This is a genomic window from Notoacmeibacter marinus (assembly GCF_002238045.1).
In the GTDB taxonomy this organism is placed as follows: domain Bacteria; phylum Pseudomonadota; class Alphaproteobacteria; order Rhizobiales; family Rhizobiaceae; genus Notoacmeibacter; species Notoacmeibacter marinus.
Genome location: NZ_NBYO01000002.1, coordinates 158,958 through 177,630, shown reverse-complemented (window position 1 = coordinate 177,630; position 18,673 = coordinate 158,958). Strand labels below are relative to the sequence as shown.

General features: G+C 60.7%; 21 protein-coding genes. 7 read left to right on the top strand and 14 right to left on the bottom strand.

The window, feature by feature from the left end; genetic code table 11:
* Positions 1–152: 152 nt before the first annotated feature.
* The 4 genes from B7H23_RS09005 (at position 153) to ttcA (ending at position 4,481) form a co-directional block, all read left to right on the top strand.
* A complete protein-coding gene (locus B7H23_RS09005) occupies positions 153–2,111 on the top strand; it encodes a PhoX family protein (RefSeq protein WP_094077689.1) in 1,959 nt (652 codons plus the stop codon).
* A 145-nt stretch (positions 2,112–2,256) separates the two neighbouring features.
* Complete coding sequence (locus B7H23_RS09000; protein ID WP_094077108.1) at positions 2,257–2,682, top strand: (R)-mandelonitrile lyase; 426 nt, start codon at positions 2,257–2,259, stop codon at positions 2,680–2,682.
* A gap of 207 nt (positions 2,683–2,889) precedes the next feature.
* Positions 2,890–3,507: a 30S ribosomal protein S4 gene (rpsD, locus tag B7H23_RS08995; protein WP_094077107.1), complete on the top strand. Its 618-nt coding sequence runs from the start codon at positions 2,890–2,892 to the stop codon at positions 3,505–3,507.
* A 92-nt stretch (positions 3,508–3,599) separates the two neighbouring features.
* On the top strand, positions 3,600–4,481 hold the full coding sequence (gene ttcA / locus B7H23_RS08990; protein ID WP_094077106.1) for a tRNA 2-thiocytidine(32) synthetase TtcA: 882 nt from the start codon (positions 3,600–3,602) through the stop codon (positions 4,479–4,481).
* 3 nt (positions 4,482–4,484) lie between these two features.
* Here the strand turns inward: ttcA and B7H23_RS08985 are convergent, their stop codons facing one another.
* The 5 genes from B7H23_RS08985 to B7H23_RS08965 form a co-directional block, all read right to left on the bottom strand.
* Positions 4,485–5,795 carry a multidrug effflux MFS transporter gene (locus B7H23_RS08985; protein WP_240535039.1) on the bottom strand — a complete coding sequence of 437 codons (1,311 nt, stop codon included), beginning with the start codon at positions 5,793–5,795 and terminating at the stop codon, positions 4,485–4,487.
* A gap of 84 nt (positions 5,796–5,879) precedes the next feature.
* The gene (grxD, locus tag B7H23_RS08980; protein WP_094077687.1) at positions 5,880–6,215 is read right to left on the bottom strand and encodes a Grx4 family monothiol glutaredoxin; all 336 of its coding nucleotides are present in this window, start codon (positions 6,213–6,215) and stop codon (positions 5,880–5,882) included.
* Between the two features lie 100 nt (positions 6,216–6,315).
* Positions 6,316–6,558, bottom strand: a complete 243-nt coding sequence (locus tag B7H23_RS08975) for a BolA family protein (protein ID WP_094077686.1) — start codon at positions 6,556–6,558, stop codon at positions 6,316–6,318.
* Between the two features lie 70 nt (positions 6,559–6,628).
* On the bottom strand, positions 6,629–8,869 hold the full coding sequence (gene purL / locus B7H23_RS08970; protein WP_094077105.1) for a phosphoribosylformylglycinamidine synthase subunit PurL: 2,241 nt from the start codon (positions 8,867–8,869) through the stop codon (positions 6,629–6,631).
* A 99-nt stretch (positions 8,870–8,968) separates the two neighbouring features.
* Complete coding sequence (locus tag B7H23_RS08965) at positions 8,969–10,396, bottom strand: aminotransferase-like domain-containing protein (protein WP_094077104.1); 1,428 nt, start codon at positions 10,394–10,396, stop codon at positions 8,969–8,971.
* Between the two features lie 129 nt (positions 10,397–10,525).
* Between B7H23_RS08965 and B7H23_RS08960 the strand changes: the two genes are divergently transcribed.
* On the top strand, positions 10,526–10,783 hold the full coding sequence (locus B7H23_RS08960) for a DUF1127 domain-containing protein (RefSeq protein WP_094077103.1): 258 nt from the start codon (positions 10,526–10,528) through the stop codon (positions 10,781–10,783).
* Positions 10,784–10,839: 56 nt separating this feature from the next.
* Here the strand turns inward: B7H23_RS08960 and B7H23_RS08955 are convergent, their stop codons facing one another.
* From B7H23_RS08955 to purC, 4 genes are read right to left on the bottom strand one after another with little or no spacing between them, the layout of a single operon-like run.
* Positions 10,840–11,211 carry a hypothetical protein gene (locus B7H23_RS08955; protein WP_143534746.1) on the bottom strand — a complete coding sequence of 124 codons (372 nt, stop codon included), beginning with the start codon at positions 11,209–11,211 and terminating at the stop codon, positions 10,840–10,842.
* Positions 11,212–11,239: 28 nt separating this feature from the next.
* Positions 11,240–11,914 carry a phosphoribosylformylglycinamidine synthase subunit PurQ gene (gene purQ / locus B7H23_RS08950; RefSeq protein ID WP_094077101.1) on the bottom strand — a complete coding sequence of 225 codons (675 nt, stop codon included), beginning with the start codon at positions 11,912–11,914 and terminating at the stop codon, positions 11,240–11,242.
* 5 nt (positions 11,915–11,919) lie between these two features.
* Positions 11,920–12,159 carry a phosphoribosylformylglycinamidine synthase subunit PurS gene (gene purS, locus B7H23_RS08945; protein ID WP_094077100.1) on the bottom strand — a complete coding sequence of 80 codons (240 nt, stop codon included), beginning with the start codon at positions 12,157–12,159 and terminating at the stop codon, positions 11,920–11,922.
* A 55-nt stretch (positions 12,160–12,214) separates the two neighbouring features.
* Complete coding sequence (gene purC / locus B7H23_RS08940; RefSeq protein WP_094077099.1) at positions 12,215–13,012, bottom strand: phosphoribosylaminoimidazolesuccinocarboxamide synthase; 798 nt, start codon at positions 13,010–13,012, stop codon at positions 12,215–12,217.
* Between the two features lie 249 nt (positions 13,013–13,261).
* Between purC and B7H23_RS08935 the strand changes: the two genes are divergently transcribed.
* On the top strand, positions 13,262–13,573 hold the full coding sequence (locus B7H23_RS08935; RefSeq protein WP_094077685.1) for a DUF1476 domain-containing protein: 312 nt from the start codon (positions 13,262–13,264) through the stop codon (positions 13,571–13,573).
* A 98-nt stretch (positions 13,574–13,671) separates the two neighbouring features.
* Here B7H23_RS08935 and B7H23_RS08930 read toward each other — a convergent pair whose 3' ends face one another.
* On the bottom strand, positions 13,672–14,280 hold the full coding sequence (locus tag B7H23_RS08930) for an alpha/beta hydrolase (RefSeq protein WP_240535038.1): 609 nt from the start codon (positions 14,278–14,280) through the stop codon (positions 13,672–13,674).
* Positions 14,281–14,376: 96 nt separating this feature from the next.
* On the opposite strand from B7H23_RS08930, the gene B7H23_RS08925 reads away from it, so the two are divergent.
* Positions 14,377–15,267, top strand: coding sequence for an EamA family transporter (locus B7H23_RS08925; RefSeq protein WP_094077098.1), 891 nt, complete (start codon positions 14,377–14,379; stop codon positions 15,265–15,267).
* Between the two features lie 22 nt (positions 15,268–15,289).
* On the opposite strand, the gene B7H23_RS08920 is transcribed toward B7H23_RS08925, so the two are convergent.
* The 4 genes from B7H23_RS08920 to rpe are packed head-to-tail and all read right to left on the bottom strand — an operon-like array spanning position 15,290 to position 18,657.
* Entirely contained in the window at positions 15,290–16,069 is a 780-nt protein-coding gene (locus B7H23_RS08920) for a hypothetical protein (protein ID WP_094077097.1), read from the bottom strand.
* A 27-nt stretch (positions 16,070–16,096) separates the two neighbouring features.
* Positions 16,097–17,425, bottom strand: coding sequence for an adenylosuccinate lyase (gene purB, locus B7H23_RS08915; RefSeq protein ID WP_094077096.1), 1,329 nt, complete (start codon positions 17,423–17,425; stop codon positions 16,097–16,099).
* A 48-nt stretch (positions 17,426–17,473) separates the two neighbouring features.
* Positions 17,474–17,977 (bottom strand): hypothetical protein, encoded by a 504-nt coding sequence (locus B7H23_RS08910; RefSeq protein ID WP_094077095.1) that lies wholly within the window; start codon positions 17,975–17,977, stop codon positions 17,474–17,476.
* Positions 17,974–18,657 (bottom strand): ribulose-phosphate 3-epimerase, encoded by a 684-nt coding sequence (rpe, locus tag B7H23_RS08905; RefSeq protein WP_094077094.1) that lies wholly within the window; start codon positions 18,655–18,657, stop codon positions 17,974–17,976. Before rpe ends, B7H23_RS08910 begins: the two co-directional genes overlap by 4 nt.
* Positions 18,658–18,673 lie beyond the last annotated feature (16 nt).

Here is an 18,673-nt window from a genome sequence, read left to right as displayed (position 1 = left end):
GCGGGATTGCCACGAATGGTCTTTACAGTGTGGTTCGCGATCACCGGTTTCGGCGCAATACGGAGGACGGGCCGTTGTTACAGACGTGTCACGCAGCTGAGGTAGTCGAACAGCCGAACGCGAGAACCGTCTTGCAGAACGAGGAGTCGATCATGTCGAAAATCATTCAAACGCCAACCGAAAAACGCGAAGCCACCGAAGATGTCGGCCGCAATATCGCCGACAATCCGACCATGGGCGACATCATCAACCGCCGTTATTCCCGCCGTGGTTTTCTGCAGGGCACGCTGGCGACGAGCGCCATTGCCGTGACCGTCAGCCCGCTGGCCTTGATGGCGGCGGGGGATGCGCAGGCCGAAGGGATGAGCACCTTCTCCTTCGACGAGATCGCTGCCGGTGTGGACGAGACCCATCATGTCGCACCGGGCTACAACGCCAAGGTCCTGCTGCGCTGGGGCGACCCCGTCCTTGCCGATGCGCCGGAGTTCGATCCGAACAACCAGTCCGCCGCCGCGCAGGAAAAGCAGTTCGGCTACAATAACGACTATGTCGGCTTCATCCCGCTGGATGGCAGCGACGATCGCGGCCTGCTGGTCGTCAATCATGAATACACCAACCCCGAACTGATGTTTCCGGGCGCGGCTGTCGAGCGCGACGACGAGATCGTTATCGACGAGTGGACCAAGGAGATGGTCGACATCGAAATGGCCGCCCATGGCGGAACGGTCATCGAAATCCAGAAGGGCGAGGACGGCTCGTGGTCGCCGGTGCGCGACAGTGCGAAGAACCGTCGCATCAGCGTCAGCACGCCAATGGAAATTTCCGGCCCTGCCGCCGGCCACCCACGCCTGCAGACCAGTGCCGATGCCAGCGGACGCAAGGTGTTCGGTACGATCAACAATTGCGCCGGCGGCGTGACCCCATGGGGCACCTACCTCATGGCTGAGGAAAACACGCACGGCTATTTCCTTGGCGAACTGCCGGCCGATCACAAGGAAGCGGCCAATTACGAGCGCATGGGCGTGCCCGGCGGCTGGTACAATTGGGGCAAGTTCCACGACCGGTTCGACCTGTCCAAGGAGCCGAACGAGCCGAACCGCTTCGGCTGGATCGTCGAAGTCGACCCCATGAACCCCGACGCCACGCCGAAGAAGCGCACCGCGCTCGGCCGTTTCAAGCACGAAGGTTGCGAGACAATCCGCAACAAGGACGGCCGCGCCGTCTCCTATTCGGGTGACGATGAACGCTTCGATTACGTCTATAAATTCGTGTCGAGCGGCACGATCGACGACGAGAACCGCGAAGCGAACATGGATCTTCTGGACGACGGCACGCTCCATGTCGCACGGTTCGATGAAGACGGTACGGTGGAATGGATGCCGCTCATCCATGGCGAAGGGCAGTTGACGGCCGAGAACGGTTTCGAGAGCCAGGCCGACGTTCTGATCGAGACGCGTCGTGCCGCCGATCTTCTGGGCGCGACCAAGATGGACCGGCCCGAGGATGTTCAGCCCAACACCGAGACCGGCAAGGTCTATGTCATGCTGACCAACAATACCAAGCGCAAGGAAGGCGATACGAACGCGGCCAATCCGCGCCCCGAAAACGCCTTCGGTCATATCATCGAGATCAGCGAGACCGATGGCGATTTCGCTTCGACCAAATCGACCTGGGGCATCCTGCTGAAATGCGGCGATCCGTCGATTGCCGAAGTGGGCGCGACCTTCTCTCCGGCGACAACCGAAGATGGCTGGTTCGGCATGCCGGACAATTGCGCGATCGATGCCGATGGCCGCCTCTGGGTTTCGACGGACGGCAACAGCGAAAAGAAGACCGGCCGGACGGATGGCCTCTGGGCTGTGGGAACGGAAGGCGAGGACCGCGCCACGTCGCGTCTGTTCTTCCGCTGCCCGGTCGGCGCGGAAATGTGCGGCCCGGTCTTCACGCCAAAAGGCGAAACGCTTTTCCTGGCTGTCCAGCATCCGGGCGATGACGGGCTGGCGACTTTCGAAAACCCGGCCACGCGCTGGCCGGACTTCAAGGACAATCTGCCGGTGCGTCCGTCCGTCGTGGTCGTCACGAAAGAAGGCGGCGGCAAGATCGGCATCTGATCCGAAGCCACATCTGCCGATTCGAACCGGAGCCGCGCATGGTCATGGGATCATGCGCGGTTCTTTGTTGGCCCGCTCTCTTTCGAGCCGTGACATCGCCTGAATTTAAGTCGAAGATCGTTCAAAGAAGGCACGGGGGACCGACATGGAAATCAAACGCAGCGGATCGCAGCCATCGAAAGCCGCACCCGGCGAATGGTTCACCGGCACGGTGCGGATGGACCCGTTGCATGAGCCGCCCGATCCGGCGCGGGTCGGCATGGTTCTGGTCACCTTCGAGCCGGGGGCACGAACGAACTGGCATACCCATCCGCTCGGCCAGACGCTGATCGTCACCGCGGGGTGCGGCTGGGTGCAACGCGAAGGCGGCCCGGTCGAAACGATCTCGCCGGGTGATGTGATCTGGTTTGCACCGGGCGAAAAGCACTGGCACGGCGCGACCGCAACGGCGGCCATGAGCCATATCGCCATCCACGAAAAGCTGGATGGGCGAACCGTGGACTGGCTGGAACCGGTCGATGATACGGCGTATGAGGAAGGCGCTTCCAAATCGCTGTACGAAACGCGCTGATTGTTGACAGCGGCGCCGTTTCTTTCTAGAGGCAGGCCATCACCGGCTCTTTTGCGAGGGCCGGTGTTTCATTGACGTGTCCCGTGGCCTTCTACCGCAAAGCGTGCGTGGGTCGGCCTGTCAGTCCGAGAGATCGGGCAGAGGAGGGCGCGTTTCCTTCGACCATTACTTGAAGTCGTGGTCAGAACGTATTGATAGGGAAATGCGATGAGCAAGCGCGAATCTGCGAAATACAAACTCGATCGCCGCATGGGCGAGAACATCTGGGGCCGCCCGAAATCGCCGGTGAACCGCCGCGAATACGGCCCCGGCCAGCACGGTCAGCGCCGCAAGGGCAAGCTGTCCGATTTCGGCGTACAGCTGCGCGCCAAGCAGAAGCTCAAGGGCTTCTACGGCGACATCTCCGAAAAGCAGTTCCGCCACATCTATGATGAAGCCGTGCGCCGCAAAGGCGATACGCCGGACAATCTGATCGGCCTGCTCGAAAGCCGTCTGGATGCCGTCGTCTATCGCGCGAAGTTCGTTCCGACCGTTTTCGCGGCGCGCCAGTTCGTCAATCACGGCCATGTTCTGGTCAATGGCAAGCGCGTGAACATTCCGTCCTATCGTTGCCGCGCCGGTGACGTGGTCGAGGTTCGCGAAAAGTCCAAGCAGAACGTCGCGGTTCTGGAAGCGGCCCAGCTCGCAGAGCGCGACGTGCCGGATTATGTCGAAGCCGATCACAACAAGATGACCGCGACCTTCGTGCGCGTGCCGAGCCTGAACGACGTGCCCTACGCCGTCGTTATGGAGCCGAACCTGGTCGTCGAATTCTATTCGCGCTAAGCGCGGACATCTATTGAATTTGGGAGAAGGGCTGCCATTCGGCGGCCCTTTTCGTTATGGGCTGATGGAAGACAGTCAGTTCGGCAAACGATATGGATCGACCAGTGACGACCAAAGCAATCGACGCAAACGAGGGCTGCCACCCGCTCTTTCGGCGGGCACCTGGATCGGTTGAATTCAACAAACTCCGCAAACGGCTGATCCGTCAGGTTAGGCAGGTTCTGGACGATTACAGTATGGTGCGGCCCGGCGAGCGCTGGCTGGTTGCGCTATCGGGCGGCAAGGACAGTTACGGCCTGTTGGCGATCCTCCTGGATCTCAACTGGCGGGGTCTGTTGCCAGTCGAGATTCTGGCCTGCAATCTGGATCAGGGCCAGCCGAACTTTCCGAAACATGTCCTTCCGAATTGGCTAAACACCAACGGCATCGCCCACCGGATCGAATATCGCGACACTTACTCCGTCGTCACCGACAAGCTGCCTGACAATGCGACCTATTGCTCGCTCTGCTCGCGGCTGCGGCGCGGCCATCTCTACCGGATCGCGCGGGAGGAAGGGTGTTCGGCGCTGGTCCTCGGCCATCATCGCGAAGACATTCTGGAGACCTTCCTGTTGAACCTCTTTCACGGCGGACGGCTCGCTGCAATGCCGCCGAAACTGCTGAACGACGAGGGCGATGTAGAAGTGCTGCGCCCACTCGCCTTATGCGCCGAGGCGGACATGGCAAAGCTGGCGGAGGCGCTGGCCTTTCCGATCATACCCTGCGATCTGTGCGGCTCGCAGGACGGCTTGCAGCGCAATGCCATGAAGGCGATGCTCGACGATATCGAACAGCGTATGCCGGGCCGTAAGGACACGATGATCCGGGCGCTCGCCAATATCCGACCCAGTCAGATGCTCGATCGGAATCTTTTCGATTTTGTCGGACTGGCGGCGCCGTCTGCGGTAGCCAGGGCAGCCGACGCGGCCGAATAAGCCTTAGCGCTCGCCACTGCCGAAGAGGTGGCCTCGTTCGCCGATCAGGATGATTGCCAGCGTAGAGATTGAGACAACGGCGAAGCCGATCGCGACCGGCACCAGGTCGCCATTCCAGAGCTGGCCGACGATCGTGCCGACAATGCCGCCGATCACCGTCTGGCTGAAGCCCAGAATCGATGATGCGGACCCTGCGACTTCGCCGACCTCTTCCATAGCCAGCGAATTGAAGTTCGCCCCCATCAGTCCGAAGCTCACCATGATGAGGGTGGATAGAACCATGAAAAGCCAAAGCGGAACGTCGATGGTGGCCGCCAGTACGACGAAGCAGAGCGTCGTCGCGATCTGGACGCAAAGGGCCGTATGCGAAATCACCTTCTGGCCGAGCTGTCGGACGAGCCGCGAATTGGCGTAAGCCGTGGCAGCCATGAAGCTCGCGATGATGGCGAAAGCGATCGGAAACCAACTGCCGAGACCGTAATATCCATCCAAAATCGGCTGGGCGATATTGATATAAGCGAACAGAACGGAGAACGCGCCGGCGGCAGCGAACGCGTACCAGAAGGTGGAATGGGTCGTAACCACTATACGGAAGGCTTCCAGCACGCCTCTTGCCGTCAGGGGGCGGCGCTTCTCCATCGGAAGCGTCTCCGGCATCCGGAACCAGGTCCAGAAACCCGAAATGAGCGCGATGAGCGCCATCGCGGCGAAGATCCACTCCCAATCGGCGAAAATCACGATAATTTCGCCGGCCATCGGGGCGACCACCGGCACGATCATGAAAACCATCAGGACCAGGCTCATCGTGGATGCCATGGCGCGGCCCGAATGGGTGTCACGTATAATCGATAGCGCGATGATCCGCGTGGATGCTGCGCCGATACCCTGAACGACCCGGGCGACGAGTAGCCATTCATAGGTCGGGGCGAGGGCGCCCGCCGCAGCGCAGAGAATATAGGCAGAGATACCGAAAACGATCGGCATTTTACGGCCGAACCGGTCCGATATCGGCCCGAAAATCGGTTGCGCCGCGCCGAAGCCGATCAGATAGGCCAAGATCGTGAACTGGGTGTCGGTGGCGTCCTGAAGCTGAAAGCTGTCGGCGATCGGGCGGAAGGCTGGCAGAATGATATCGATGGCCAGGGCATTGAGCGCCATCAGCAGCGCCAGAATGGACACGAACTCCGCTCGACCAATGCCGTTTGGAAGCGCGGACATTCCAGCATTGGGCGATGCGTCCGGCAATTCAGCCGTCTGGTTGTTATAATTGCCGGTCGTCTGGTCCATGAGAACGCCCTGGCCGCGATGCGGCATAAGTTCCACTCACTCCAAAAAAAGCCACAGGCGCCGGAGATCCGACGCCTGTCTGCACATTCTGGCTGATATTGCTGGAGGCTTTTACGCGGCGCCTTTCACCGCGATATTGTTTTCGGCGAAATGGCTTTGCAGTTCGCCGGCCTGGAACATGTCTCGGATAATGTCGCAACCGCCGACGAACTCACCCTTCACGTAAAGCTGAGGGATAGTGGGCCAGGATGAGAATTCCTTGATCCCTTGACGAAGTTCGTCCGAAGACAGGACGTTGATGCCCTTATATTCCACGCCGAGATAATCGAGAATCTGAACGACCTGGCCCGAAAATCCACACTGCGGAAAGCCCGGCGTCCCCTTCATGAACAGTACAACGTCGTTGTTCTTGACTTCGTTCTCGATCCAGTCGTTGGTCTCGGCCATCATCGGCTCCTCATCTGAGCGGCCCTGCCGCTTGAACATCGTGTTGCTGAAATAGTCCTTCGGCGCACGGGACTCAAGTCGCCGCGTCTACCGTGAACGCTCAGCCCTTGGCTTCCGGAACACTTGTCTGCAGGGCAAGGGCATGCAACTCGCCGCCCATTTTGCCTTTCAGCGCCTGATAGACCATCTGGTGCTGCGCCACGCGGCTCTTGCCGCGAAAGGCCTCCGAGACGACCTCCGCCGCGTAGTGATCGCCATCGCCCGCCAGATCGCGAATCGTGACCTCCGCATCCGGCAGCGCTTCCTCGATCAGGCGTTGAATATCACCAGCGTTCATCGGCATCGGCGCCACGCTCCTCTCATCGTTCGCCAAGCAGACCATGCCGGCGGATCGTTTGCAATCTGGTTCCGTTTCACTCCGCGGCAGCCGGGCGGTCGACCGCTTCATGGCCAGCCATATAGTCCGGGAACCAGCTTTCGTGCGCCGCTTTCATGCTAGCGACATCGAGTTCGATGATGTCCGTCACCATGAACGCACTTCCGCCGGCTCTGCCAAGCCGCCGCACCGGTACATCCGCACCGGCAGCATTACTTTCAAATTCATCTGCGCCATCGGCGGGCGCCGCAACGACGTAGCGCGCCTGATCCTCGCCGAACAGCCGTGCGCGGACCGGGTCTTCCCCCAGATTGTCGATGACGACGCCCAATGAAGCGCCCATCGCCATCTCCGCGAGGGTCACGGCGAGGCCCCCGGAAGAGATGTCGTGGCAGGCGGACAGCTGGCCGGAACGGATTGCGCTGCGCACGAAAAGTCCGTGTTTCTTTTCTTTTTCCAGATCGACCGGCGGCGGCGGGCCGTCAATCTTCAGGGCGACATCGCGCAGAAAGGCCGATTGGCCAAGATGATACCCATCATCGCCGACGAGAAACAGAACATCGCCATCCTTCATCATGTCGATGCGCGCCATGATGTTCCAGTCGTCCAGGAGGCCGACCCCGGCGATGGTCGGCGTCGGCAGGATCGCCACGCCATTGGTCTCATTATAGAGACTGACATTGCCGGAAACGATGGGAAAGGCGAGCGCCTCGCAGGCTTCGCCGATACCTTCGATCGCACCGACAAGTTGTCCCATGATCTGCGGCTTTTCCGGATTGCCGAAATTGAGGTTGTCAGTCGCGGCGAGAGGCTCGGCGCCCGTGGCGTTGATGTTGCGCCAGCATTCGGCGACGGCCTGCTTGCCGCCTTCATAGGGGTTGGCTTCGACATAGCGGGGGGTGACGTCGGATGAGAAGGCAAGCGCCTTTGTCTCGTGACCCTCTACGCGGACGACGCCGGCATCGCCGCCGGGGCGCACCAGCGTGTTGCCCTGAATCATGGTGTCGTACTGCTCCCACACCCAGCGGCGCGAGGAGCCATTGGCGCTGCCGAGAAGCGTCATCAACGCCTCGCCGTAATCCTGCGGCGGCGCGATGTGCTCGACCTCGAGCGGTGGGATCGCTGGCGTCCTGACGTGCGACCGATCGTATTCCGGCGCCTCGTCGCCCAGTTCCTTGATGGGCAGATTGGCGACCTCCGCGCCGCCTATGAGGACGCGGAACCGCAAATCGTCGGTGGTCTTGCCGACAATGGCGAAATCCAGGCCCCATTTGCGGAAAATGGCGGCGGCTTCTTCTTCCTTCTCCGGACGCAGCACCATGAGCATGCGCTCCTGGCTTTCCGACAGCATCATCTCATAGGCGGTCATCGCGTCTTCGCGCACCGGTACGTCGTCGAGATTGAGTTCGATGCCGAGATTGCCCTTGGCGCCCATCTCCACCGCCGAGCAGGTGAGGCCCGCCGCGCCCATGTCCTGAATAGCGATGACTGCGCCGGTCTGCATCAGTTCTAGGCAGGCTTCCAGCAGGCATTTTTCGGTGAAGGGGTCGCCGACCTGAACGGTCGGGCGCTTCTCCTCGATGGATTCATCGAACTCCGCGGAAGCCATGGTCGCACCGCCAACGCCATCGCGACCCGTTTTCGCGCCGAGATAGACGACCGGTAGGCCAACGCCCTTGGCTTCGGAAAGAAAGATCGCATCGGCTTTGGCGAGGCCCGCCGCGAAAGCGTTGACCAGAATGTTGCCATTGTAGCGGGAGTCGAATTCCACTTCGCCGCCGACGGTCGGCACACCGAAGGAATTGCCGTAGCCGCCGACGCCGGCGACGACGCCTGCCACCAGATGGCGCGTCTTTGGATTGTCGGGTGCGCCGAAGCGCAGTGCGTTCATGGCCGCGATAGGCCGCGCGCCCATCGTGAAGACGTCTCGCAGAATGCCGCCGACGCCGGTCGCCGCGCCCTGATAGGGCTCGATATAGGAGGGATGGTTGTGGCTCTCCATCTTGAAGACCACGACATCGCCGTCTCCAATATCGACCACGCCCGCGTTTTCGCCCGGCCCCTGAAGAACGCGCGGACCGGTGGTCGGCAATGTCCGCAGCCATTTCTTCGATGATTTGTAGGAACAGTGCTCGTTCCACATAGCCGAAAAAATGCCGAGCTCCGTCAGCGTCGGTTCGCGGCCGATCAGATCGAGAATGCGTTCATATTCGTCAGGTTTCAGCCCGTGCGAAGCCACCAGCTCCGGTGTCACGGGCGTTTCCTTCGAAGCGTTCATCAACAGATTCTCCAGCCGGTCAGAAGCGTGTCCTCTGCTACAGCGTGCGACCGCCTGGAACAAGGCGGAAGGGCGCTGAGAAAAGTCGGCGCAGCTGCCTTATGCAAAGGTTTCGTAGGCAGCCGCGCCATGCTGAAGCAGTCCGGCAAGCAACGACAGACCTTGTTCCAGCGTTTCTCGTTCCGTGATGGCCGAGATGCCGATCCTGACCCGATGCAACTGCGTTTCGGAGCGGACAGGTTTGTACTCATCCTCTCCGTCGATGCGGATGCCATGGGCTTCCGCCGCTTTGACGAAGCTAGCAGAACTCCACTGTTCCGGCATCTTCAGCCAGATAAATGGCAGGTGCGGGTTCGACGCGAACTCAAACCCGTTGAGATGGCGGCCAACAAGTTCATGCCTTGCAGCCAGCTCGGCGCGAACACGGTCACGGATATCGTTGGCAATGCCGCTGAGAACCAGTTCGGCACCGAGCTGAGCCAGAAGAAAGGGCTTCGGTCCGGCCAACAATTTATGGGCTGAAGCGGCTCGAGGCGCCTGGCCGGGCGGACAACTCATCCAGCCGACGCGAAGACCGGCGGCGACCGCTTTCGACAAGCTCGACAAATGGAACGTCCGCTCCGGAGCCAAGGCAGCAAGCGGGGGCAGATTGTCGGTCAGCAGCGATCCGTAGACATTGTCTTCAATGATCCAAACATTGTGCCGGCGGGCGATGTCGACGATTTCGTGCCGTCGCGCTTCCGTCATTCTTACATGTGTCGGGTTATGTGCCGCCGGCATCAAAAAGACGGCTCGAGGATGCTGCCGGGCGCAAAGGCGTTCGAAATCATCCGGGCGTAGACCTTCGCCGTCGCTCTGACTGGCGATGGGAATCCGGCCGATCAGCCCGATAGCCTGTGCCGCACATTTATAGGTGGGGGTTTCCATCACGATTCGCTCGCCGGGCGCGGCAACCGTCGCCATGGCCGCAAGGATCGCCGGATCGGCGCCCTGCGTTGCGAAGGTCGATGACGGGTTCGGTGTCCAGCCGCCGGTCGTCATCCATTGCGCGCCGGCGTCCGACCATGAGCGTGGGAGCCGGCGGACATAATCGATGGCGCGATGCTCGTCCTTGGCAAGAATGCGCTCCATGATGGGCGTCAAAAGCTCGGTCTGCCCGACGCTCGGTGCAGATGTGGAGGAAAGAATCATCGGCCTGGTCTGCGGGGTGTCCGGTCGTTCCCTGCCAAGCATCGCGAAGATCGGTTCGCTACTCGCCTTGAGATGGGCACTATCCTGAAATTCGCCGTTCCGCACGAATGTGCCGCGTCCGACCTCACCTGTTAGAAGACCGCGTTCGCGCGCTGTCTGATAGGCTCGTGTCACCGTACCGAGTGTGACCCCGAGATCGAAGGCGAGATTGCGTTGCGGCGGCAGTTTCGATCCCGGTGGCAACTCCTCCGAGATGATCGCCTCTTCGATGGCATCAGCCAGGCGCAGATAGATCGGTTGACGGCTTTCATGAAGCTTCGGAACCCAATCAGTCATCGATACAATTCCACTTTCGTATAGTACAATTATCGTGTTCCAGGGACAATTTCAAATATTGTCACCCAAGTCAATCCACGTATTGTCGTATTCGCTACCAAGAAATGTGAGGCTTGAAGGAATTGAACGATGGCAATAGATACAATGACGAGGAATTGTGCTGATCGGTGCCTGCCGCAGGTCAGCGTTCGCGGAAACGGCTTCGACCTGCGCTGGCTCAGCCCCTACGCGGTTGTTGCCACCGTTCTTACATTTCTAGCCAAACGCCGCAGCCGCATTGCGCTGGCTCGGCTTGGCGACGATGAATTGACGGATATCGGCGTCACACGGGATCAGGCGCTGCGCGAGGCAGAGCGAGTTCTATGGCGCGGCGACTGGTACACGTGATGGAGCGGACGGGCGTCATAGTGCCCGTCCATAGCCTTGGAGGCATCGACCGACCCTTAGCAGTCGATGTCGCCGCTGCCCCAGCGCACAATGTCTCGATTGATCCTGCCAGCCAGTGGCGTGTTCTGCACCGGACCATAGGCGTCGATCTGGCGCGAGCTGGCTTCGATGACCAGTTCCGGCAAGCCGGCGGTCTGGCCCAGGCGCAACAGTAAAATGCGTGGTTTTCCGGTCCGCGTATCGAGTTCCGGCACGACCCGGTACGCTCGGAAAGCCGGGTCGCCGCTCTTCATCCAGCAACGCTGCGCCGTATCATTGATGCGCTGAAGAATCGGAACAGAAGAATCTGACGTCGGCGGCGTGTCGGTTGTCGAGCAACCGCCGGCAAGCGCCAGAATTGTCGTAAAACAGAGAGCGGACCGGTTCATCAACGCGACCTTACCGTCCACCGATCGATCAAGCGAGTGCCAGATCAAGGGCGCTTTCGAAAATGCCGCGGCCATGGTCGCCGCCATGAGCGGGCTCGATCAGGTTTTCCGGGTGCGGCATCATGCCGAGAATATTGCCCGAGGCGTTGAGGATGCCGGCGATGTCGTTCACGGATCCGTTGGGATTAGTGCCGTTGGCGTAGCGGAACACCACCCGATGCTCGCCTTTCAGCCGCGCCAGCGTTTCATCGTCGGCGCAGTAATTACCATCATGATGGGCGACGGGGCACCGAATGATCTGGCCTTGCTCGTAGCGGTTGGAAAAGGCCGTTTGCGCGTTGGCCACTTCCAGTTCCACTTCCTTGCAGACGAAATTGAGATTGGCGTTGCGCATCAACGCGCCGGGCAGGAGCCCCATTTCCAGCAGGATCTGGAAACCGTTGCAGACACCCATGATGCGGGTACCGGCTTTCGCGCGTTCGGCCACAGCGCGCATAACGGGCATTCGCGCGGCGATGGCACCGCATCGCAGATAATCGCCATAGGAGAATCCACCGGGAATGACGATCAGGTCGATATCGGACGGTATCGACGTTTCGGTCTGCCAGATGGTCGTCGGCGCCCGGCCGGATATTTTTGTCAACGCCGCGATCATGTCGCGGTCCCGGTTCAGGCCGGGAAGAAGAATGACAGCGGCTTTCATGGCTTTCAAAGAATCTCGATCGCGTAATTCTCGATGACGGTGTTGGCCAGCAACTGTTCACACATGGCCGTCAGATCCGTCTCGGCTTTTTCCTTGTCGTCATGGGCCAGTTCGACATCGAACACCTTGCCCTGCCGGACGCCGCCGACGCCCTCGAAACCGAGCGTTCCGAGCGCGCCTTCAATGGCCTTGCCCTGTGGGTCCAGAACCCCCTTCTTGAGGGTGACGGTGATGCGGGCCTTCATTCTCTCATGGTCTCCATCGATATTGAGGCACGGATTGCGGTATCCGTCGGACCGGTCAGTGCAGCGATCCGTCGGGATTGCCGTCATTGGACGACACCAGAACCGGACCCTTGCCACGATTGCCGTTTTCCTCGGTCAGGATTCCGAGTCGCTTGGCGACTTCGCGATAGGCTTCCAAGAGGCCGCCCATATCGCGGCGGAAGCGGTCCTTGTCCATTTTCTCCTGCGTCGCAATATCCCACAGCCGGCAGCTATCGGGCGAGATTTCGTCGGCCAGGATAATCCGCATCATGTCGTTTTCCCAAAGGCGGCCCATCTCGATCTTGAAGTCGACCAGCTGGATGCCGACGCCCAGAAACATGCCGGAAAGAAAATCGTTGATACGAATGGCAAGCGCCATGATGTCATCGAGTTCCTGAGGGCTTGCCCAGCCGAATGCGGTGATATGCTCTTCTGACACGAGTGGATCGTCCAGCGGATCGCTTTTGTAGTAGAACTCGATGATCGAGCGCGGCAGCATCGTGCCCTCGTCAATGCCGAGCCGCTTGGCAAGCGAGCCGGCGGCAACATTGCGCACCACCACTTCCAGCGGCACGATTTCGACCTCGCGGATCAGCTGTTCGCGCATGTTGAGCCGTTTGATGAAGTGTGTGGGCACGCCGATGCGGTTGAGATGGGTGAAGATGTACTCGCTGATGCGATTGTTGAGCACGCCCTTGCCGTCGATCACCTCATGCTTTTTCGCATTGAAGGCCGTGGCGTCGTCCTTGAAAAACTGGACGAGTGTGCCCGGCTCGGGGCCTTCATAGAGAATCTTGGCCTTGCCCTCGTAGATACGCCGGCGACGGTTCATGAAATCTGGCCTTTACAATGTGACCCGCTATGGTTCGGGTGCGGCATACGCACTTTGCGGGTGGTTTCGCGCTTCCTGTAGCGCAATCTTGAGGGCGGCTCAATCTGTGTCAGGCGGTGGGCTGCCGCTTCGCCTGGGGAAAGAGCGTCATCTTTTGCCCGTCCAAACCTTTTCTGCGCTGTGCGGTGCGGCTATCTACACGGGATGAAGGCCGGCATCGCCGGTCGCCGAAACATAGAGGATGCGCCGATGGTCAGCATGAACGATCGCGAGAAGGGTTACGAGGCCAAGTTCGCTCACGACGAGGAATTGCGGTTCAAGGCCACCGTCCGTCGCAACAGGCTGCTCGGCTATTGGGTGGCGGACCAAACCGGCAAGGAAGGCGACGAACGGGAGGCTTACGCCAAGGAAGTGATCGCGGCCGATTTCGAAGAGGCTGGCGACGAGGATGTGTTCCGCAAGCTGCGCGGCGACCTGCCGGGCGAGGTGTCCGACACCGACATCCGTGCGAAAATGCAGGAATTGCTGGCCCAGGCCGTGATGGACGTCGAAAAGAGCTGAGGCTGGCAGAACCGCCATTGCGCAAAGCGACTTCGCGGCGCGTCGATAACCGACAGGCCGGGGCCATTCGCCTCGGCCTTTTTCATGGCCGGTGTCGGTTAGTCTGGCAGACGCGCAATAAAGCGCGCGAAGGTGAGCGAGCCTTCCGGCCAGGGGCCGTGACCACTCTCCTCGTCGATCCGGCCGATCTCGCCGCCGTCGATCAGCAGAGACCCCCATGCGCCAGCCAGATCCTCGATCGTTTCATAGGGACAGAGCGGGTCGTTGCGGCTGGCCACCACGATGGACGGAAAGGGAAAGGGGTCGCGCCGATACGGTCCGAACAGCGTGGGGTCTTCGCCCGCGTCCTCCGCAAGGGCTGGCGGCGCAACCAGAAAAGCCCCTCTGACGTGATCCGGTAAGTTCGGCGCCGCCAAGGCGGCGGCTCCCGCTCCTAGTCCGTGTCCGACCAGAACGAGCGGCCCGTCAGTTTCCTCGACGGTGCTGCTCAGCATCGACAACCAGCTATCCGCAGACGGATCGGACGTATCGACGGGTACGATTTTGCCTGTCGATAGTTTTGCCTGCCAGCGTTTGAGCCAGTGACCGTCGCCGGTGCGGCCTTCGTCGGGCAGAAAAAGAATGGTTGCGCTCTTTGCTTTCATCCGGGCCAGATAGGCTTCCGGATCCGTTGGCGCAACTGCATAGGGCGAGCGTAGCGTCGCCATTTTGCGTCACCATGACGTTCGGAAGACTTGCCCGGCTGTCGTGAACGGGCCAAGAGAAAATGCGGCTGCCGCCGCGCCAAATGGGACGATATTTCCATGCCAATCGGCCATATCCTGCTGGCGGTCAGCGTCGCGGCCATCTACGGTCTTGCATTCGTAGCCATCCGCATCGGTGTCGACGAGATACCGCCGCTGTTGCTGACGGGCTACCGCTATTTCTTCGCGGCGCTGCCGCTGGTCTTCTTCGTGCCCGTGCCGAAGATCGCGTGGCGCTGGCCGATTGCCTTCGGGGTGATGCAGGGCGCCGTGATGTTCGGGCTCCTCTTCATGTCGATCGCGTTCGGCCTGCCGCCGGGCCTGGCCTCGGTCGTGGTGCAGATGCAGGTCTTCTTCACCATCGTTTTCGCTGCCATTTTCATGAAAGAGAGCGTGCGCCCGATGCAGGCGCTCGGCGCAATAACGGCGCTGGTCGGGATCGTCGCCATCGGCGTCGGGCGGGCCAACATCGCGCCCATCCTGCCGTTTGTCCTGTGCATCGCCGCCGCTGCCGCGTGGGGCATCGCCAATATGATCGCCAAGATCATGCCGCCGACCGAGCCGCTACCCTTCGTGGCGTGGTCGTCGCTGGCCGCGCCGCTGCCATTGTTCCTGGCCTCCATGGCGCTGGAGGGCACGCGCTTCGGCCTGCCCGACCAGATGCCGAGCCTGCCGGTCATCGGGTCCATCGTTTTTCTTGCCTGGCCGACGACGGTCTATGCTTTCACGGCATGGGTCTTCCTGCTGCGATCCCATTCGGCCGCCAAGGTCACGCCGTTTGCGTTGCTGATCCCGGTCTTCGGCCTTTCCGGCGCCGCCATCGCATTCGGAGAAGAGCTCGACCCGCTTTCGATCGTCGGCATCGTGCTGATCTTCACCGGTCTTTCGATCAACGTCTTCGGCAAGCGAACCGGCCGACGGCTGCGATTGCTCTTCGGCCGACCGGGTTGAGCCGGTTCGCGACGAGAACTGCTCAGTCGGCAAGCTGGATGTGTAAATGGTCGTCATGTCTTGCTGCACGGCAGCCTTGAAATCGAATTGTCGGATCAGACACATTCAGCCTCGCGGTAAGATGAGGTTCGATAAACACCTTCTCAAGCCCGTACTGTTTTCCCTCATTCGTGAGCCAATCGATGACCATGCGCTGCCGCTCAATGTCGATAGGAAGCTTTGGGAAGACCGGCTGGAGCCAGTCCAAATCCCAACGAAGCGAGAGAATGGGCTGGTCGGGACAGATTTGAGGGTCGCCGGGAAGAGGTTTCTGGAAGGCGAAATAGCCAATCGGCGAACGCAACCCTCCGCCCTCATAATGAAACGCGAGATCGAGTTTCCTGCCATCGTCATGCGACAGATGCGGGAGCAGCGGAAAACCGTCAAAGAATGGGAAATTGCCGTCCAGTGTTCTGGTTACCGTACCCGGAAATGCGTCTTCCGTGCTGCGGGAAAGGGCTTGCGCGAGATCGAAAAGTCTTGGGGTCACATAGTTTCTGTTCAACAAGCAGTAGAGTGGACTGGCGCTCTGAAGGGAGGCAGGGCCGGAACACGGCAGAGGAACTCGTCCGCTGATAGCCGAGGCAAGCGGGGGAACCAGGAAGAATGTCCCAATCAGATAAAGTACCGGGAAGCTGGCCACCATGGCCAAAGCGCCAAACCAACGTCTCAAGAGCAAAGACATCAGCAGTATGATGCCGCCGATCTGGGTGATCGCCGTCAGAAACAGAAAAAGCGCTATCGTGCCGAGAAGCCGCATCATTGTCTAAATTCAGGAGACCGTCGGGCTCTAGCTCTCGCCGAACACCCGCTTGAAGATCGTGTCGGCGTGTTTGGTGTGATAGCCGAGGTCGAAGCGCGAGCGGATGGCCTCTTCGGACAGATGCTGGCTGACTTCCTTGTCCGCCAGCAGCGAATCGAGGAAATCGACGCTCGCCGCGCCGGACTGCTGATAGCTGTCCCAGACCTTCATGGCGTTGCGCTGGACGAGACGGTAGGCGTCCTCGCGCGACACGCCCGCCTGCGTCAGCGCCAGCAGAATGCGCTGGCTGTGCACCAGGCCGCCGAGCCGGTTCATGTTGCCCTCCATCCGCTCCGGATAGACGACGAGATTTTCGACCACATTGGTCAGGCGGACCAGCGCGAAATCCAGGGTCACGGTCGCGTCGGGTCCGATCATCCGCTCCACGGAGGAATGGGAAATGTCCCGTTCGTGCCAGAGCGCCACGTTTTCCATGGCTGGCATCGCATAGGCGCGGACCATGCGGGCAAGACCGGTCAGGTTTTCCGTCAGAACCGGGTTGCGCTTGTGGGGCATGGCGGACGAGCCCTTCTGGCCCTTGGAAAAGAACTCTTCGGCTTCCAGAACCTCGGTGCGCTGGAGATGGCGGATCTCAGTCGCCAATCGCTCGATGGAGGAGGCCACCACGCCGAGCGTGGCGAAATACATGGCGTGCCGGTCGCGCGGAATGACCTGCGTCGAAACCGGTTCCGGCTTCAGCCCCATTTTCTCGGCCACATGCTCTTCGACCTTCGGATCGATATTGGCGAAGGTGCCGACGGCGCCGGAAATGGCGACGGTGGCAACCTCTTCGCGCGCATTGACGAGGCGGGCGCGGCAGCGGTCGAACTCGGCATAGGCCTGGGCAAGCTTGACGCCAAAAGTGGTGGGTTCGGCATGGATGCCATGCGACCGGCCGATGGTGATTGTATCCTTATGCTCGAAGGCCCGTTTCTTCAGCGCGGCGAGCAGCGCATCCATATCCGCCAGCAACAGATCGGTGGCGCGGACGAGCTGGACGTTGAAGCAGGTGTCGAGCACGTCGGACGACGTCATGCCCTGGTGGACGAAGCGGGAATCGTCACCAACGAATTCGGCCAGATGGGTGAGGAAGGCAATGACGTCGTGCTTGGTTTCGCGCTCGATCTCGTCGATCCGCTCGACATCGAACGTTGCCGCTCCGCCCTTTTCCCAGATCGTCCGCGCAGCCTTTTTCGGGATGACACCGAGTTCCGCCAGCGCGTCGCAGGCATGGGCCTCGATCTCGAACCAGATGCGGAACTTCGTTTCCTGGGACCAGATGGCAACCATGTCGGGTCGCGAATAGCGCGGGATCATCGGACAAACCTTTTTTGGAACTGGCGGGTTGAAGTGGTTGAGGGGTCGTTACCGTATCCGGTCTGCGGCTTCAATGCGCGGATGGCGAGCCGCAAATAGCGCGGCGAGTGCGGCCGCTGGAAAGGCCAGAGCGATCAGATGGCGGGAGCCGAGAACCGCATATTGATAGATGGCCGATGCTGACGTGAAAACAGCCTGATAGAGGCCGATCCGGCTGGACAGGGGCTCGTGCCATTGGCTGAAATATATCCAGAAGTGGAGGGCGAAGAGACCGGCGGTCGCGCCGACGGTCAGCCCGAACAGAAGGATGAAAGATAGAACGAAGCGAAGCGCAAGGCGCTTGCGCCTTGCGATCCAGAATCGATCCAGCACGAACCAGGCCAGAGCAGCGGCCAACCCGCCCAGCGCATGCAGGACGATGAGATCCGAGGCTGTGGATAGCGTTTCGAAATTCCGTAGCAGGACCGTCAGGGTGGAACTAGCCGCGCAGACGAGCGGCCAGACAACCAGAATTGGCAAAAGGCGTTTGATCGGGGCGCGCCCCTTTCTCATGCAAGCGTTGCGACACGCGCCGCATCGCGGATTGCCGAGATGTTGGCGGCGTAGGCCTGCTTGCCATCGCCCTTGAAGACCGCGGAACCGGCTACGAAAGCATTCGCGCCAGCCTTGGCAAGAGCGCCCACGGTGTCTGGCGAGACGCCTCCATCGACTTCGATGTCGATGGGCCGGTCGCCGATCATCGCCTTGATACGGCGCACCTTCTCGACCTGGCTTTCGATGAATTTCTGGCCGCCGAAGCCGGGATTGACACTCATGACGAGCACCAGATCGATCAGATCGAGGCAGTATTCAATAACGTTTTCCGGCGTGCCGGGATTGAGCGAGACGCCGGCTTTCTTGCCAAGGCCGCGAATGGTCTGCAGCGAGCGATGCAGATGCGGTCCGGCTTCGGCGTGGACGGTGATGATGTCGCAGCCAGCATCAGCGAAAGCGGCGAGGTACGGATCGGCGGGCGCGATCATCAGGTGGCAATCGAATGTGGCGTCCGTCCAGCGGCGCAGCGCCTTCACCACAGGCGGGCCGAAGGTGATGTTCGGCACGAAATGGCCGTCCATCACATCCAGATGCACCCAGTCCGCGCCGGCGTCCACGACATCCTGCACCTCTTCGCCGATCCGCGAAAAATCGGCGGACAGGATGGAGGGTGCGATGACGAGCGAACGGTCGGTCATTGAGGGGCCTTTCGGA

Excerpts from the sequence above, each read along its gene's own strand:
- B7H23_RS08985 (WP_240535039.1), bottom strand. The coding sequence starts at position 5,795 with ATGCCGCATCGCGGCCAGGGCGTTCTCATGGACCAGACGACCGGCAAT.
- rpe (WP_094077094.1), bottom strand. The coding sequence starts at position 18,657 with ATGACCGACCGTTCGCTCGTCATCGCACCCTCCATCCTGTCCGCCGAT.
- B7H23_RS08925 (WP_094077098.1), top strand. The coding sequence starts at position 14,377 with ATGCCAATCGGCCATATCCTGCTGGCGGTCAGCGTCGCGGCCATCTAC.
- ttcA (WP_094077106.1), top strand. The coding sequence starts at position 3,600 with ATGGATCGACCAGTGACGACCAAAGCAATCGACGCAAACGAGGGCTGC.
- grxD (WP_094077687.1), bottom strand. The coding sequence starts at position 6,215 with ATGGCCGAGACCAACGACTGGATCGAGAACGAAGTCAAGAACAACGAC.
- B7H23_RS08965 (WP_094077104.1), bottom strand. The coding sequence starts at position 10,396 with ATGACTGATTGGGTTCCGAAGCTTCATGAAAGCCGTCAACCGATCTAT.
- B7H23_RS08960 (WP_094077103.1), top strand. The coding sequence starts at position 10,526 with ATGGCAATAGATACAATGACGAGGAATTGTGCTGATCGGTGCCTGCCG.
- purQ (WP_094077101.1), bottom strand. The coding sequence starts at position 11,914 with ATGAAAGCCGCTGTCATTCTTCTTCCCGGCCTGAACCGGGACCGCGAC.
- purS (WP_094077100.1), bottom strand. The coding sequence starts at position 12,159 with ATGAAGGCCCGCATCACCGTCACCCTCAAGAAGGGGGTTCTGGACCCA.
- B7H23_RS08910 (WP_094077095.1), bottom strand. The coding sequence starts at position 17,977 with ATGAGAAAGGGGCGCGCCCCGATCAAACGCCTTTTGCCAATTCTGGTT.
- B7H23_RS08955 (WP_143534746.1), bottom strand. The coding sequence starts at position 11,211 with ATGAACCGGTCCGCTCTCTGTTTTACGACAATTCTGGCGCTTGCCGGC.
- rpsD (WP_094077107.1), top strand. The coding sequence starts at position 2,890 with ATGAGCAAGCGCGAATCTGCGAAATACAAACTCGATCGCCGCATGGGC.
- purC (WP_094077099.1), bottom strand. The coding sequence starts at position 13,012 with ATGAACCGTCGCCGGCGTATCTACGAGGGCAAGGCCAAGATTCTCTAT.
- purB (WP_094077096.1), bottom strand. The coding sequence starts at position 17,425 with ATGATCCCGCGCTATTCGCGACCCGACATGGTTGCCATCTGGTCCCAG.
- purL (WP_094077105.1), bottom strand. The coding sequence starts at position 8,869 with ATGAACGCTTCGAAGGAAACGCCCGTGACACCGGAGCTGGTGGCTTCG.
- B7H23_RS09000 (WP_094077108.1), top strand. The coding sequence starts at position 2,257 with ATGGAAATCAAACGCAGCGGATCGCAGCCATCGAAAGCCGCACCCGGC.
- B7H23_RS08920 (WP_094077097.1), bottom strand. The coding sequence starts at position 16,069 with ATGATGCGGCTTCTCGGCACGATAGCGCTTTTTCTGTTTCTGACGGCG.
- B7H23_RS08935 (WP_094077685.1), top strand. The coding sequence starts at position 13,262 with ATGGTCAGCATGAACGATCGCGAGAAGGGTTACGAGGCCAAGTTCGCT.
- B7H23_RS09005 (WP_094077689.1), top strand. The coding sequence starts at position 153 with ATGTCGAAAATCATTCAAACGCCAACCGAAAAACGCGAAGCCACCGAA.
- B7H23_RS08930 (WP_240535038.1), bottom strand. The coding sequence starts at position 14,280 with ATGGCGACGCTACGCTCGCCCTATGCAGTTGCGCCAACGGATCCGGAA.
- B7H23_RS08975 (WP_094077686.1), bottom strand. The coding sequence starts at position 6,558 with ATGCCGATGAACGCTGGTGATATTCAACGCCTGATCGAGGAAGCGCTG.